The sequence below is a fragment of the Archangium violaceum Cb vi76 genome, from assembly GCF_000733295.1.
In the GTDB taxonomy this organism is placed as follows: Bacteria; Myxococcota; Myxococcia; order Myxococcales; family Myxococcaceae; genus Archangium; species Archangium violaceum.
The window spans coordinates 45973-60944 of record NZ_JPMI01000096.1; the positions used below are offsets into that span (position 1 = coordinate 45973).

General features: G+C 69.5%; 13 protein-coding genes. 7 read left to right on the top strand and 6 right to left on the bottom strand.

The window, feature by feature from the left end; genetic code table 11:
* Nucleotides 1–89: 89 nt before the first annotated feature.
* Nucleotides 90–2450, bottom strand: a complete 2361-nt coding sequence (locus tag Q664_RS15170) for a tetratricopeptide repeat protein (RefSeq protein WP_043395081.1) — start codon at nucleotides 2448–2450, stop codon at nucleotides 90–92.
* On the opposite strand from Q664_RS15170, the gene Q664_RS15175 reads away from it, so the two are divergent.
* From Q664_RS15175 to Q664_RS15205, 7 genes are all read left to right on the top strand, one after another.
* Nucleotides 2449–2871, top strand: coding sequence for a TIGR02266 family protein (locus tag Q664_RS15175; protein WP_369865014.1), 423 nt, complete (start codon nucleotides 2449–2451; stop codon nucleotides 2869–2871). The two genes, Q664_RS15170 and Q664_RS15175, sit on opposite strands and share 2 nt — an antisense overlap.
* Entirely contained in the window at nucleotides 2868–3413 is a 546-nt protein-coding gene (locus Q664_RS15180) for a DUF192 domain-containing protein (RefSeq protein ID WP_235216707.1), read from the top strand. The genes Q664_RS15175 and Q664_RS15180 overlap by 4 nt, the downstream gene beginning before the upstream one ends.
* A gap of 107 nt (nucleotides 3414–3520) precedes the next feature.
* Nucleotides 3521–5980, top strand: a complete 2460-nt coding sequence (locus Q664_RS15185) for an alkaline phosphatase PhoX (RefSeq protein ID WP_043395204.1) — start codon at nucleotides 3521–3523, stop codon at nucleotides 5978–5980.
* A gap of 40 nt (nucleotides 5981–6020) precedes the next feature.
* On the top strand, nucleotides 6021–7661 hold the full coding sequence (locus tag Q664_RS15190; RefSeq protein WP_043395083.1) for a hypothetical protein: 1641 nt from the start codon (nucleotides 6021–6023) through the stop codon (nucleotides 7659–7661).
* Between the two features lie 76 nt (nucleotides 7662–7737).
* Nucleotides 7738–8103, top strand: coding sequence for an ArsR/SmtB family transcription factor (locus Q664_RS15195; RefSeq protein ID WP_043395085.1), 366 nt, complete (start codon nucleotides 7738–7740; stop codon nucleotides 8101–8103).
* 43 nt (nucleotides 8104–8146) lie between these two features.
* Nucleotides 8147–9271, top strand: a complete 1125-nt coding sequence (gene arsB / locus Q664_RS15200; protein WP_052518134.1) for an ACR3 family arsenite efflux transporter — start codon at nucleotides 8147–8149, stop codon at nucleotides 9269–9271.
* A complete protein-coding gene (locus Q664_RS15205; RefSeq protein ID WP_043395087.1) occupies nucleotides 9268–9675 on the top strand; it encodes an arsenate-mycothiol transferase ArsC in 408 nt (135 codons plus the stop codon). Before arsB ends, Q664_RS15205 begins: the two co-directional genes overlap by 4 nt.
* A 119-nt stretch (nucleotides 9676–9794) precedes the next feature.
* Here the strand turns inward: Q664_RS15205 and Q664_RS15210 are convergent, their stop codons facing one another.
* The 5 genes from Q664_RS15210 to purE all read right to left on the bottom strand — a co-directional run bounded on the left by Q664_RS15210 (nucleotide 9795) and on the right by purE (nucleotide 14847).
* The gene (locus Q664_RS15210) at nucleotides 9795–11798 is read right to left on the bottom strand and encodes a PAS domain-containing hybrid sensor histidine kinase/response regulator (protein WP_052518135.1); all 2004 of its coding nucleotides are present in this window, start codon (nucleotides 11796–11798) and stop codon (nucleotides 9795–9797) included.
* Nucleotides 11785–12600 (bottom strand): alpha/beta fold hydrolase, encoded by an 816-nt coding sequence (locus tag Q664_RS15215; protein ID WP_043395089.1) that lies wholly within the window; start codon nucleotides 12598–12600, stop codon nucleotides 11785–11787. Before Q664_RS15215 ends, Q664_RS15210 begins: the two co-directional genes overlap by 14 nt.
* 156 nt (nucleotides 12601–12756) lie before the next feature.
* Complete coding sequence (gene ybaK / locus Q664_RS15220) at nucleotides 12757–13239, bottom strand: Cys-tRNA(Pro) deacylase (protein WP_043395091.1); 483 nt, start codon at nucleotides 13237–13239, stop codon at nucleotides 12757–12759.
* 4 nt (nucleotides 13240–13243) lie between these two features.
* A complete protein-coding gene (gene purK, locus Q664_RS15225; protein WP_043395094.1) occupies nucleotides 13244–14389 on the bottom strand; it encodes a 5-(carboxyamino)imidazole ribonucleotide synthase in 1146 nt (381 codons plus the stop codon).
* A complete protein-coding gene (gene purE, locus Q664_RS15230) occupies nucleotides 14386–14847 on the bottom strand; it encodes a 5-(carboxyamino)imidazole ribonucleotide mutase (protein WP_043395210.1) in 462 nt (153 codons plus the stop codon). Before purE ends, purK begins: the two co-directional genes overlap by 4 nt.
* Between the last annotated feature and the right edge of the window lie 125 nt (nucleotides 14848–14972).

Genomic DNA, 14972 nt, shown 5'->3' on the forward strand with positions numbered 1-14972 from the left:
TGGTGGAGTCTCCGTGAGGGGCAACCGCGCACGGGAAGATGCATTCCCCGTGCCGGGGGCGGGGGATTCAAACCGGGTGGCTGGCGCGTCTATCGGAAAGCGTCGCGGGGCACCAGGGGGCCCCCGAAGTGGCGGTCCTCGAAGTCACACCGCTCGGCCCATTCGGAGGTGACGGCGCGGAAGGCGGGGCCGTAGTCGGGCAGGGCGCCCACCTCGTGGCGGACGGTGCCGCAGTCCCCCGCCAGGTAGGCCGCCTGCACCCGGAGTCGGAGGGCCTCGCGGCGCAGGGCGTCGGGCAGCTCGCCCTCCAGGGCCCGGGAGAGGTGGGGCAGGGCGTCGGCGGGGGCGTCCACCTGGAGCAGGCGCCGGCCGAGCAGGTAGTTGAGGTAGGGGTCCTTCGGGGTGCCCTCCAGGGCGCTGGCGAGCCGCAACAGGCGCAGCTCCTCGTGCTTCTCCTGGAAGTAGGACTGGATGGGGCCGGCGCGGGCCTCGGACTCGAGCGCGGCGAGCTTCACCTGGGCGGTGCGTGTCACCTCCGGGCTGGGGGCGAGCGCGAGCACCCGCTCGAGGAAGGCGCGTGCCTGCTCCTTGTTCCCCCGCCGGGCCGCCGAGTCCGCCTGGGACAGGGCCACGTCCGCCTCCAACGAGGGCTGGCCCTTCACCTGCTCGGCGAGCGTGGCCAGTACCCGGGTGGCCTCGTCCGGCCGCTCCAGCCTGTCCAGCGCGGAGGCCTGGCCGAGCTGGAAGGCGGGCTCCTGGGGCTGGAGGCGGGCGGCGCGCTGGTAGAGCTCGAGGGCCTGCTGTGGCTCGCTGGCGAGGAAGTCCCGGGCCTCCTCCTGGAGGAGGGCCACCTCGCGGGCGCAGGCGCGGGAGAAGAGGCTGCCGGTGCGGAAGCGCTGGAAGGCGCGGCTCACCGTGGCCTCGTCCAGGGGCAGCGCGTCCAGGAAGGTCTCCCACTCGGTGGCGAGCGCGTCCAGGGGGCGGCCGTAGGCGGCCTGGAAGTCGGCGTGGGCGTAGAGGGCGCGCAGCTTGTCCGGGCCGTAGGTGTCGGCGAGGTAGCGCAGGAAGGAGCCCACCAGCGTGTACGCGCGGGCGGGGGCGGACTGGTAGAAGCCCTCGGGGCCCACCAGCTTGCGGATGTCCGGGGCCAGCTTCTGCCGGCGCATGCCCGCGGCCCACTGGTGCAGGGTGAGGTCTCCCTGGACGGCGTTGTCCGCGCCCACCGCCAGGCCCTCGATGACGCCCATGAGGGGCCACACGCCCAGCCGGGTGGTGACGCGGAAGGGCGCGCTGCCCGCCGGCGCCGCCATCACGTGCGCCAGCTCGTGCTTGAGGACGGAGTGGGGGAACTCGCGGCCGTTGATGTGCAGCTCCAGGAGCCAGGGCTTGGCGAACTGGGTGCGGCCGGCGCCCACCAGGGCCTGCTTCTCCTCGTCCGTGCGGTACAGCCACACGCGGATGCGGCCCTCGGGGACGGCGCCGAGGAAGCGCGCGAGCTGGGCGTAGCGGAACTCGAGGTCCCTCGCCATCCGCTCCACCTTCTCGCGGGGCAGGCCGCGGGGGTAGACGAGCTGGAAGTGCTCCGTGTCGCGCACCCCGCCGAGCCGTGCCAGCAGGGCCTCGTCCGTCATCCGCAGGCCCAGGTCCGTGCCATGCGCCTCCAGGAGGAGGAGGGGGACGAGCACCAGGCCGAGCAGGACGAGCGCTCCGGCGCGCACGCGGGGGCGGCGCAGGCGGGCCTCGGGCACGTCCAGGCACAGCACGGTGAGCGCGAGGACGGCGAGGGCGATGAGCAGCGTCTCCAGCCGGAACCAGAGGAGGGCGGAGGAGATGGAGAGCGCCTCGTCATAGAGGGGCCCCGGCATGTGCCCGAGGAAGTGGTTGAAGGCGTAGACCTGGGGCCCGAAGACGAGTGGCCAGGCGGTGGGCACCGCCGAGACGAGGAAGCACCCCAGGTAGAGGAGGATGGCGCGGCCCCAGCGGCGGGTGGCGAAGCCGCAGAAGACGCCCACGACGGCGGACAGCACCGCCGAGGGGAGGGTGAGCAGGGGGTAGAAGCCCACCAGGGAGAAGGGGTCGCACCGGGTGCCGACCAGGGCGTACAGGGTGGCCGCGAGGAAGGGGGGCACCAGGACGGCCAGGTTCAGCAGGAGGGCGGGGGCCAGGGCCCTCCAGGCCATGCGGCCCGGGCTGTCCGGAGGAGGGGCCTCTGGAGCCTGCCCGGGAGCCTGTCCGGCGAGCAGGCGGCGCTCCTGGTGCACCGCGGCGATGCCCACTCCGCCTCCGAGCAGGCCCACGGCGATGGAGAGGGTGAGGCCCAGCTCGAAGCCGGGCACCCCGAAGAGGGGGAGGAAGACGAGGGCCGAGCCGCCAGCCGCCAGGGCCCCGGCGAGCACCAGCACCGGGGGGCGCCGGAGGAGCTCTTTGGCACGGAAGAGGACTTGCCGCATGGCCTTCTCCTATACTCCCCCCAGCATGGCCGAACAGAAGACAAGCGCCGAAATCCGCCAACATACTCGAGCGCCCATCGAGCTGAAGGTGGACTACAAGAAGCTCAACTCGTTCTTCGCGGACTACACGAAGAACATCTCGAAGGGTGGCACCTTCATCAAGACGAAGAAGCCGCTGCCCATCGGGACGCGCTTCCTCTTCAAGCTCACCGTGCCCCAGCGCGAGGCCCCCTTCGAGCTGCTCGGCGAGGTCGTCTGGTCCAAGGGCGACGTCGAGGAGCCCGGCATGGGCATCCGCTTCATCTACAACGACGACCGCCAGCGCGGCGAGTTCGAGGGCGTGGTGGAGCGGTTGATGGCGGACAGCCTCGGCACGCAGCTCACGGAGAAGCTGCTCAACAAGCAGCTCCACCCGGGGTGAGTGGGCGCTGGCCGCGCGGGCTGTGCGCCGTGCTGCTGCTGATGGCCTGGGAGGCTCCCGAGGCCAGGGACAAGCCATCCCCGCCAGTGGGTAGGGGCCGGAAGGTGATGGACGTGGATGCGAAGGAATACGGAGGGGCCACGTTGCCGAGGGCGCGGGTGCTGCTCGAGGACGGCTCGGGCGGTGTGCACCGGGTGGACGTGGAGGTGGCCGCCACGCCGGAAGCGCGCACGCGCGGGCTGATGTGGCGCCAGGAGTTGCCCGCCGGCCAGGGCATGCTCTTCATCTTCCCGGAGGAAGAGGTGCAGAGCTTCTGGATGCGCAACACGCTCATCCCGCTGGACATGCTCTTCATCGACTCGGCGGGGAAGATCGTCGGCATCGTCGAGAACGCCCAGCCGCGCACGCTCACCTCGCGCTCGGTGGGACTGCCCGGACGCTACGTGCTGGAGGTTCCCGGCGGTTGGTCCAGGGCTACAGGCATCGCGCGCGGCGGCACCGTGCGCTTCCAGGGCCTGGAGGGCATTCCGGTCGTGCCGTGATGAAGATGTGACCACCTTCTCAATGGAACGCCATACGGCGCTCGCAGGATGCGCGCGCCCGTACTCGAACCGCGGGCGTTTCCACGACTCCGAGGAAGGTCTCACTCATGTCTTCTCGTTTTCTGGGGCTCGCCACGAGCGCGCTCCTGCTGGGGAGTGCCCTGGCCGGGGCCGGTTGCCAGGGTGTGCAGGGCTCGCCGGGCGCCGATGGCAAGGATGGCGTCAACGGCTCCAACGGCAGGGACGGCGTCGACGGCGCTCCGGGCGCGGATGGTGCACCGGGCACTCCGGGGACGGACGGCGCTCCGGGTACTCCGGGGGCGGATGGCGTGCCGGGCTCGCAGGGCCCCACGGGTCCCGAGGGCCGCTCGCCGTTGGATCCCACCACGCCGCTGTCGTCCATGGTGGCCGTCAACTTCATGGGGGCGGATGGCGCGGCGAACCTGGTGGAGCTGGTGAAGCGCCGCGTGGCGCTGCAGGCCCGGGGGACGCCCACGGAGGGCTTCCCGCTGACGGCCGCCGCCACGGACACCGTGCGCACCGTGCCGGGGCTGAGCTCCAACGTGGTGGTGCGCTGGCTGGAGCCCCTCACCTTCAAGGGCTACAACGCGCAGACGTCTCCGCGCTTCGGCGCCAACGCGGACTACATCGCGTACTTCGGTGACGGCTGGCAGGAGGCGGGCGCGCCCCAGTTCAACGGCAGCGGTGGTGCGGGCTGGGTGTGGGTGAACCACGAGTACGTCTCCAACAGCCGCCCCACGCTGAGCACCGGCGCGTCGGGCCAGCACCACGTCCTGGCGCGCTTCCTGCGCTACGTGGGCGTGCTCAACAACGACGTGAACGCCTCCAGGTGGGCGGACGCGGACCTCCAGTCCTACACGCACCAGTACAAGCGCCAGGTGGGCGGCTCCTGGTTCCGCGTGGTGAAGGACCAAGCCACCCACCAGTGGCAGGTGGACCGGGGCGCGGCGGCGAAGCGCTTCGACGGCACGAGCGGCACGCTGCTCAAGGTGGTGGGCCAGCCGCTGTCCGGCCTGGATCACAAGGACGATGGCACCGAGCTGCCCGAGGGCGTGGTCGTGGGCACCCAGGCCAACTGCTCCGGCGGCCAGACGCCGTGGGGCACCGTCTTCACCGCCGAGGAGAACGTCCAGGACTACTACGGTGACCTGGAGTCGGGCTGGAGCGGCCAGAACTTCCGGCCCCGGACGACCGACCCGCTGACCACCAACCCCTTCGCGGCGGGCGCCAACGTGTCGCCCCTCTACACCGCGGTGAAGACGGGCGAGTTCAGCCCGACGCCCAACGACGACACGGCCTCGAGGAACGCGCGTCACGCGCGGGACATGCACGGCTACCTGGTGGAGATCGATCCCGAGGTGGCCCCGGACGAGTACTACGGGAAGACCACGGCGGGCGTGGGCCACCGGAAGCTGGGCGGCATGGGCCGCGCGCACTGGGAGAACGCCGCCTTCGTGGTGGGTCCGGACTGGAAGCTCCTGCCCGGCGAGCCCGTCGTCGTCTACGGCGGCGATGACCGGCGCAGCGGTGGCATCTACAAGTTCGTCTCCAAGGGCGTCTACACCGCGGGCATGACGCGCGCGGAGATCCGCCAGCTGCTGGATGAGGGCACGCTGTACGTGGCCCACTTCGCCAACCTGGACAACGTGAGCGGCATCGACACCGTGGGCGGCGCGCCCGGCGAGGGCAGGTGGATCCGCCTGTCGGTGGACAACGACGAGGACAAGGCGCCCAACGCGGGCCAGGCGATGCCGTACGCGGGCAACGCGGAGGAGCTCACCCTGCCGGACCTGACGGTGGGCCAGGCGCTGCGCGACGTGAGCTACAACGGCATGGGCGGCTTCCCCACGGACGCCGACGTCCGGCGCGCGCTCTTCACCGCCACCATGAAGATGGGCGTGATGGAGCTCAACCGGCCCGAGGATCTCGACTGGAACCCGAAGGACCCGAGCGGCACGCCGACGCTCTACGTGGCCTTCACGCAGCACGGCCAGCAGACGGCGCTGCGTCAGAACGGCACGCTCCTCACCGCCGCGCTGGACAAGGCCACCAACACGTGGGGGGCGCGCGCGCGTACCACGTACAAGGGCGTGGACGAGGCCAAGGCGCGCACGGACACCACGGGCGCCATCTTCGCCATCCGTGAGGCCGACGCGGCCCACCCGGGTGCCTCGAAGACCTTCAGCTTCGAGCGCGTGTGGAAGGGCTCGAAGGTGACGCCGGGCATGGACCAGACGTACGTGGCCGCCAACCCGGACAACATCGCCATCGATCGCGACGGCGGCGTGTGGTTCGGCACGGACGGTAACTACAACTCCAGCGGCAACAGCGCTTCCGACGCCCTCTACTACCTGGACCTGGATCCGGCCCACAAGGCGGGCGTCGACGGCGTGGTCGCTCCGACGTTCGGCAAGGCCTTCCGCGTGGTGGCGACGCCCAGTGACGCCGAGGCCACCGGCCCCGCGTTCAGCTCGGACATGAAGACGCTGTTCTTCAGCGTCCAGCACCCGGGCGAGGACACCTTCAGCAGCTGGCCGGCCAAGTAGTCCCGTCTCACGCAGTCACGCAGCGGGGAGCTCGCTTCGGATGGTCCGTCTTTTCGTGAAGAGAGGCGCGCGAGGGGCCGTCATCGCCCTCGCGCTTCTGGCGGTGCTGGGGGCCGTGGCGCTCGTGTGGCGGAGGCCGGCGTACGATCCGCTCGCCCAGGCGCGGGCGGCGGGGATGCGCATCGAGAACCGGGAGGCTCCGATTCCCTCGATGTGCTACACGAAGACGGACGGCGTGGCGAACCCCTGCTGGACGTGTCACACGGGTGGCGTCGGCCTCAACGGCATGGACGATGCCGCCCTGCAGTCCGAGTACGCCTTCTCGGACGTGGGGATGACGAACCACTGGACGAACCTCTTCGCCGACCGCTCGGCGGCGGTGGCGGGCATCTCGGACGAGGAGGTGCTCGCGTACATCCGCGAGGACAACTACACGCCGCTGCGCGAGGCGCTGGAGGGGCTCGAGGGTTACCCCGGCTACACGCCGGACCTGGACTTCGCGAAGGGCTTCGACGAGGACGGCTTCGCCCGCGATGGCAGCGGCTGGCGGGCGTTGCGCTACAAGCCCTTCCTGGGCACCTTCTGGCCCACCAACGGCAGCACCGATGATGTCTTCGTCCGCCTGCCACCGGCCTTCCAGCGGGACGCGGCGGGCAGGCCGTCGCGGGACGTGTACCGCATCAACCTGTCCATCCTCGAGGCGGCGATGACGGCCGAGCCCACCGAGTCGCGGCCGGAGAAGCTGCGCCGCACGGTGGAGCCGCTGGACGAGCGCCTGGCCGGGGTGGACCTGAACCGGGACGGGCAGCTCTCCGAGGGAGTGACGGAGCTGATCGGCCTGCCGGCGACGTACGCAGGAGGGGCGGGGGAGGAACCGGTGGCCACCAACGTGTACCCGGGCGGCACCGAGTTCCTCCATTCCGTGCGCTACGTGGACCCGGACGAGCCCACGCTGCTGTCCACGCGCATGAAGGAGCTGCGCTACATGCGCAAGGTGCAGGGCTCGGACACGTGGCGCACGCTGAACGTGTACGAGGAGGAGAAGGACAAGAAGATGCGCGGCCTGTTGCCGGTGTATGCGGGCACGCCGGACGTGGGGCTGCTCAATGACTTCGGCTGGCAGCTCCAGGGATTCATCGAGGACGCCGAGGGCCGGCTGCGCCTGCAGACGATGGAGGAGCACCTCCACTGCATGGGCTGCCACGGCAACCTGGGCGTGACGGTGGACCAGACATTCGCCTTCGTGCGCAAGGTGCCGGGCCGGGAGGGCTGGAGGTATCAGGACCTGCGCGGGATGAAGGACGTGCCGCAGCGGGGCCACTCGAATCCCGAGGTGCTGACGTACTTCCAGCGGGTGAAGGGCGGCGACGAGTTCCGCGCCAACGAGGAGCTCCTCACGCGCTTCTTCCCGGGCGGGGTGTTGGACGAGGCCACGGTGCGCCGGTCGGCGAAGGGCGGGGACAAGGACCTGGCCTTCCTGGTGAGCCCCTCGCGCGAGCGGGCCCTGGCGCTGGACAAGGCGTACCTCGCGCTGGTGCGGGAGCAGTCCTTCAGCAAGGGCCGGGACACGTTGCTGGCGCCTCCGAGGAACGTGCACCAGACGCTGGAGAACGGCTCCACGGGCCTGGAGGACGCGGGCCGCATCTACACGGACGGCAGGCTGCACCTGGACTGGGAGTGAGCAGGCAGGCTCCGTGACGCGAATGTCACCCGGGGCTTGTTGCGGCAGCAGGACATTCGAATATTGTTATGTCGTGATGTCCGCGGCCATCTCCACGTTGGATGTGCGTCAGGCCTCCCGCTTCTTCAAGGCGCTCGGGGACGAGACGCGGCTGCGCATCGTCGCGCTGCTGTCCCATGGGGAGCTGTGCGTCTGTCACTTCGAGTCGGCGCTGGGTCTGTCCCAGCCCAACGCGTCGCGGCAGCTTGGCGTGCTGCGCTCGGCGGGCATCGTCGAGTCACGCCGGGAGGGCAGCTGGGTCTACTACCGGCTGGCTCCGCAGTTGGACGGGTTCTGCAAGCAGCAGCTCAAGACGCTGGTCTCCGCCTTCGGCCGGCGTGAGGTGCTGAAGCAGGACGTCGAGCGCCTCCTGGCCGCGCGGGGCCCCGATTCATGCCGGTGAGGCGAGCCTCGCTGGTTCCTCTCTCCTGGAGCTCCTTCGCACCATGACCACCGCGGCCTCCGACAGCATCGTCAGGAAACTCTCCATCATCGACCGGCTCCTGCCGGTGTGGATCTTCGCCGCCATGGCGTTGGGCATCGGGCTGGGGAGGGCCTTCCCGGACCTCGGCGCGAGGCTGGACACGGTGAAGCTGGACACGGTGTCGCTGCCCATCGCGCTCGGGCTGCTGTGGATGATGTACCCGGTGCTGGCGAAGGTGCGCTACGGCGAGCTGGGCCGGTTGCGTTCGCGTGGCAGGCTCTTCGGCGTCTCGCTCCTGCTCAACTGGGTGGTGGGGCCGGTGCTGATGTTCGCGCTGGCGTGGCTGCTGCTGCCGGACCTGCCGCACTACCGCACGGGCCTCATCCTCATCGGCCTGGCGCGCTGCATCGCCATGGTGCTGGTGTGGAACATGCTCGCCTGCGGCAGCAACGAGCTGGCGGCGGTGCTGGTGGCGCTCAACTCCGTCTTCCAGATTCTCTTCTACTCGGTGCTCGGCTGGTTCTTCATCACCGTGGTCCCTGGCTGGCTCGGGGCCGAGGGCTCCGCCTTCGACGTGTCCATGTGGAGCATCGCGAAGAGTGTGCTCATCTTCCTGGGTGTGCCGCTGGTGGCGGGGGCGCTGACCCGCATCGGGCTCACCCGGCTCAAGGGCGAGGAGTGGTACGAGACGAGTTTCCTTCCGCGCCTGGGGCCCACCGCGCTGCTGGGGCTGCTCTACACCATCGTGCTGATGTTCGCGATGCAGGGGGAGAAGATCACCCGCCTGCCGATGGACGTGGTGCGTATCTCCGTCCCGCTGCTGCTCTACTTCGTCATCATGTTCGCCTCGTCCTTCTTCCTCTCGCGGAAGCTGGGCTTCAGCTACGAGGAGACGGCCTCGCTGTCCTTCACGGCGGCGGGCAACAACTTCGAGCTGGCCATCGCGGTGGCGGTGGGCGTGTTCGGCATGGCCTCGGGTGAGGCGCTCGCGGGGGTGGTGGGGCCGCTCATCGAGGTGCCCGCGCTCATCGCGCTCGTCTATCTGTCGCTGTGGTTGCGGCGCCGGCTCTTCCCGGAGGCGGCGTCCACGGTGCTGCCCCGCCGCTTCGGCGACCCGAAGCAGTTCCCCAACCAGGAGAGTGCATGAAGACGGTCATCTTCGCCTGTGTCCACAACGCCGGCCGCTCGCAGATGGCGGCGGCCTTCTTCAACGCACTGGCCGATTCCGAGAAGGCCCGGGGCGTGTCCGCCGGCACGCAGCCGGGCGAGCGTGTGCACCCGGAGGTCCAGGCCGCCATGGCCGAGCTGGGCATCGACCTGTCGGGAGCGAAGCCCCAGCGGCTCACGGACGAGCTGGCCCGGGATGCGCAGTGGCTCATCACCATGGGCTGCGGCGAGGCCTGCCCACATGTGCCCGGGCTGAAGCGCGACGACTGGCCGCTGGAGGACCCCAAGGGCAAGCCGGTGGAGCGGGTGCGCCAGATTCGCGACGAGGTGCGCGCGCGCGTGTCGGCCTTCCTGGCCCGGGAGGGCTGGCTCGGGCAGAGCTGAGGACTACCGCGTTCTTCCAGGGGAGAGCGGCACTCGCTGACGCCGCTGAGCCACGCCCACTCCTTCTCCCTCTGGGAGATGGTCGGGGTGAGGGTCTGCTCCTGCGAAGAGCGGCCCGCTCAGAAGTCCTGGTTCGCGATGCTGGCCAGGGCCTCGATGAGCGTCTCCATCTCCCAATCGACCGCGAGCGTGACCGCCTGCACACGCGCGTGGGTTCGCTGGCGGCTGGCGAGCAGGCTCTTCGCGCGGCGGAGGGCCGCCGTGAGCGCATTGGCATCGAGCAGCCGGAGGGTCCCCTCGAGTTCCTGGCAGAGGCGCTCGAGCTTGTCGGCGGCGCCCGCCGCGAGCGCGGACCGGAGCGCGGGCCTGGTCTGCTCGAGCTCATGGAGCGTGAGGCGGGCCAGCGCCGCGCGGACCTGTGGGTCGCCAGCCGCTCGTTGCTCCAGCCCGGCGAGGCTGAAGTCGGGGGCCGGGGCGGTGGAACTCGCGATCGGCTCAGGGGGCCGATGGGCTGGCTCTTGCACCAGGGGCTCCGGCGGATTCGGCAGCTCGCGCGACGTATGCAGCGCCATCATGCGATACAGCACGTCCGTGTCGAAGGGTTTGCCGATGAAGTCGGTGAAGCCAGAAGCCCTGACGCTGCCCTGCTGCCAGATTCGTGCGGATGCCGAGATGGCGATGATCGGAAGCTGGCGAAGCCGCTCGTCCGGCAGTTGCCGGATGGTCCGCGTTGCCTCGTATCCGTTGAGCTCCGGCATGTGCAGGTCCATGAGCACGAGGTCGTAGCCTCCCTTGCGAACCTGCTCCACCGCCATCCGCCCGTTCTGGACCGTGTCGAAGGCAATCCCCCAACGTTCGAGCCAGCGGGTGAGGACATAGGTGTTGACCTCGCTATCCTCGGCGAGGAGCACGCGCAGCCCTCGCAGTGCCTGCTCGGGGGCCGCGCTCCTGGGAGCCTCGATGGGGAGATTCTCCCCGGTCTTCAAGCGCAGCTCGAAGGAGAAGCTGGAGCCCTGTCCCACCACGCTCTCGACGGACATCTTGCTGCCATGCAGCTCGAGCAGCTTGCGGCTGATGGAGAGGCCAAGGCCCGTGCCTCCGTACTTCATCCCGATGTCGTAGCTCGCCTGGGTGTACTCCTCGAAGATGGCGGCCAGTTGATCCGGAGAGATCCCGATCCCGGTGTCGCTCACCCGGACGTCCACCGTGAACTCGTCGTCGTGCTGTGCGCGGACGGCCAACGTGAGGGTGACCGAGCCGCTCTCCGTGAACTTGATCGCGTTGCTCGTGAGGTTGGTGAGGATCTGCCCGAGCTTGACCGGGTCGCCCAGAAGACGGGCCGGCAGCTTTTCGTCGAGGTTGGCGTGGAGCAGGAGCTTCTTCTCCTCGGCCCGGGCAGCCAGGCCGTTCACGATGCCGCTGAGCAGCTCGCGCGGATCGAACGGTCGCTGTTCCAGGGAGATCTTTCCCGCTTCGATCTTGCTCCAATCGAGGATGTCGTTGACGAGATCGAGCAGGCTGCTCGAAGACGTCGCGAGGATTCGAAGGTACTTCTCCTGCTTCTCGGAGAGCGCTGTCATCCCCAGCAGCCGGGTGGCGGCGGTGATCGCGTTGAGGGGATTGCGGATCTCGTGGCTGATCGTCGCCAGGAGGATGGCCTTGCTCTGGGCCACCTGCTCGGCCTTCTTGCGCGCCAGCAGCAGCTCACGCTCGTAGAGCTTGCGATCCGTCGCGTTGAAGATCGTCGTCCGGTGGTAGAGGGGCGTGCCGGCGGCATCCTTCTTCTGCACCGAGTTGAGCAGGATGGGGAGCGTGCGGCGGTCGGTACACACCAGCTCGAGAGCGATTTCCCGGACGAAGCCCTGCATCTGCAGGAGCGGTGCGTAGTGCGTCTCGTGGTAGATGCGTCCGGCCATCGTGAGCAGCTCGTAGAACCGCTTGCGGCCGAGCAGCTCCTCGCGTTGATAGCCGGTCCAGTCTAGGAAGGTCTGGTTGACCTTGATGATCAGCCCGTCCGGACGCGTCGAGATGTAGCCACACGGAGCATGTTCGTAGAGCTCTTCCGCGGACTCCTCGAACTGTCCCTCCTCGAAGGAGGTGCGCTCCTCGTCAACTCGCGACACGGTTCGCTCGGACTCCCAGGAACGCCCTCATCGCGGCGATGGTCTCCGCGGGGGCGCTCAGGTTCGGGCAGTGCCCGGTCGCCTTCATGAGCACCAGCTCGCTGCCCGCCAGGTGGCGGTGCACGTACTCACCCACGGCGTGCGCCGCGATGGGATCGTTCGAGCACTGGAGTACCAGGGAGGGAGTCCTGACCTTCGGCAGGTCGGCCCGGTTATCGGAGAGGAAGGTGACGCGTGCGAAGTGCTTCGCGATCTCGGGATGTGTGCGGCAGAAGCTGTTGGTGAGCTCCGCTCCGAGCTCGGGACGGTCCGGATTGCCCATGATCATGGGTGCCATCGTGCTGGACCAGCCGAGATAGTTGTCGTCGAGCGACTCCAGCATCTGCTCGATGTCCATGGGCGTGAAGCCACCGGGATACTCTCCATCGTTGATGTAGCAGGGCGACGGCCCGACGAGCACGAGCCTGGAGAAACGTTCCGGCTCCTCGAGCGCCGCCAGCACTCCGATCATCGCACTCACGGAATGGCCGACGAAGACCACCTGCTCGAGGTGGAGCTCGCGGCAGATCTCCAGGACGTCGTCGGCGTAACCCCGCAGCGTCCCGTACTTCGTGCGGTTGTATGCGGAAAGCTCCGAACCGCCCGCACCCACGTGATCGAAGAGGATGGTGCGGTAGTCGCGCGCGAAGTCGGGCGCGACGAAGCGCCACATGTTCTGATCACACCCGAAGCCGTGCGCGAAGAGCATGGGTTGTGCGTCCTGGTCCTGCACCTTGACGTTATTCCTGGTGAGCACACCCATGCGCAGCTCCGTCGAAGAGGGGGGGGGCAGACAACGGCGCGCGAGGATGGCATGTCGGCCATTCACTCATGAAGGAGAACCCGGAACAGGGACCCTTACCCGACAGTGCGAGGCTGCTCGCATGGCAAGTTTCCAGTAGGGCGCTGTGGCCCTCTGCTACCCCTGGGGCTTGTCGCGCGAGATGGGTCCCACCTTGCCCTGGGTGACGCGCAGGTAATCCGCGGGAGCGAGCACGAGTTGCGTGCCCCGCACGCCCGCGGACACGGCGATGACATCGAAGAGCTCGAGCGTCTCATCCACGAACACGGGGTAGTCCTTCTTGCCCCCGATGGCCGTGCAGCCGCCACGGATGTACCCGGTGAGCGGCTGGAGCTCCTTGAGTGGCACGGTGTCCACCTTGCGATCTCCGCTGAGCCGCGCGAGCGCCTTGAGATCCAGCTCGCCATTGCCGGGCACCACGGCCATGAGCACGCCGGTGCGGTCTCCACGGGCCACGAGCGTCTTGAAGACCTGCTCCGGAGGCATGCCCACCTTGGTGGCCACGGTCTCGGCGGAGAGGTCCTCCGGGTCCACGTCGTAGTCGCGCAGCTCGTAGCGGATGCCGAGCGAGTCCAGCAGCCGTGCCGCGTTCGTCTTCACGGTGTCACGCTCCCAGCGCCTGGCGAGCGGCCTTGATGCGGGCGAGCGCTTCCTCGGGCGTGGTGCCCACGGCGGACAGGTGCCCCATCTTCCGGCCCTTGCGCGCCTCGCGCTTGCCATACAGGTGCAGGCGCACGCCCGGCATGGCCAGCACGGACTCGAAACGGGGCCCACCCTCGCGCAGCCACAGGTCGCCCAGCAGGTTGACGATGGCCGCGTGCCGCACCACCTCCACGGAGCCCAGCGGCAGGTTGCACACCGCGCGCACCGCCTGCTCGAACTGGCTGGTGAGGCAGGCCACCTCCGTGGCGTGGAAGCTGTTGTGCGGGCGGGGCGCCAGCTCGTTCACCAGCAGCCGGCCGTCCTTCAGGAGGAACATCTCCACCACCAGCAGGCCCTCGACCTCGAGCGCCGTGGCCATGGCCCGGGCGAGCTCCGTGGCCTGGGTGCTCACCTGGGGCGGCACCTGGCCCGGCAGCAGGGACCAGTCGAGGATGCGCTCCTCGTGGTGGTTGTAGGCCGGCGGGTACACCACCACCTCGCCGTTGGGTGAGCGCGCCACCAGCACGGACAGCTCGGCCTCCAGCTCCAGCGCGGCCTCCACCACCACCGGGCGCTGGCCCAGCTCGCGCCAGGCCTCGGGGGCCTCGGCGGCGGACTTCACCTGGTACTGGCCCCGGCCGTCATAGCCGCCCTCGCACGACTTCACGAAGCAGCGCCCGCCCAGCTCGGTGGCCGCCGTGGCCAGGGATTCCTGCAGGTCCGCCTGCTTCCACGGGCCCTGGGGGAAGCCGTGCTTCGCCAGCCAGGCCCGCTGCCGCCCGCGGTTCTGCACCACGTCGAGCACGCCGGGGCCCGGCCGCATCGGGGCGTGCTGCGCGACGGCGCGCAGGGTGTCCATGGGGATCTTCTCGATCTCCAGCGTCACCACGTCGCAGGCGCGGGCCATCCGGGTGGCGTCCCCCACGTTGCTGTAGTCGGCCGTGTAGCACTGATCCACCACGAATCGCGCGGAGCACGCCGGGTCCGGATCCAACGCCTGCACCTGATAGCCGAGGGTGCGCGCGGACAGCGCCATCATCCGGCCCAGCTGCCCACCCCCGAGGATGCCGAGCGTGCCGCCCGGCAGGATGGTCCTCTTGCTGTTCATGCGATCTCCCGGTCCCGGAGCACCTCGTCGGTGCGGGCCTGCCGCCAGGCGGCGAGCCGCGCGCGGAGCTCCGGGTACTTGAGCGACAGGATGGAGGCGGCGTACAGCGCGGCGTTGATGGCGCCCGGCTTGCCAATGGCCATGGTCCCCACCGGCACGCCCTTGGGCATCTGCACGATGGACATCAACGCGTCGAAGCCGTTGAGCACGGTGGCGGGGATGGGCACGCCGAGCACGGGCAGCAGCGTCTTGCTCGCCACCATGCCCGGCAGGTGGGCCGCGCCTCCGGCCGCCGCGATGATGACGGACAGGCCGCGGCTCTCGGCCGTCTCCGCGTACTGAATCATCCAGTCCGGCGTGCGGTGGGCCGACACCACCCGCACCTCATGCGGGATGCCCAGCTCCTTCAGCACGTCGATGCCGGGGCGCAGATGCTCCAGGTCGCTCTTGCCCCCCATGATGACGCCCACCCACGGTGTGTCCGCGCTCACGCTCTCGCCTCCGGTGCGCCCTCCTGGTGGTGTCCAGGAGGTGCGGGGAACGCGGAGATAGGGTGGGGCGATTCCGCAGGTCAACCGGAAGC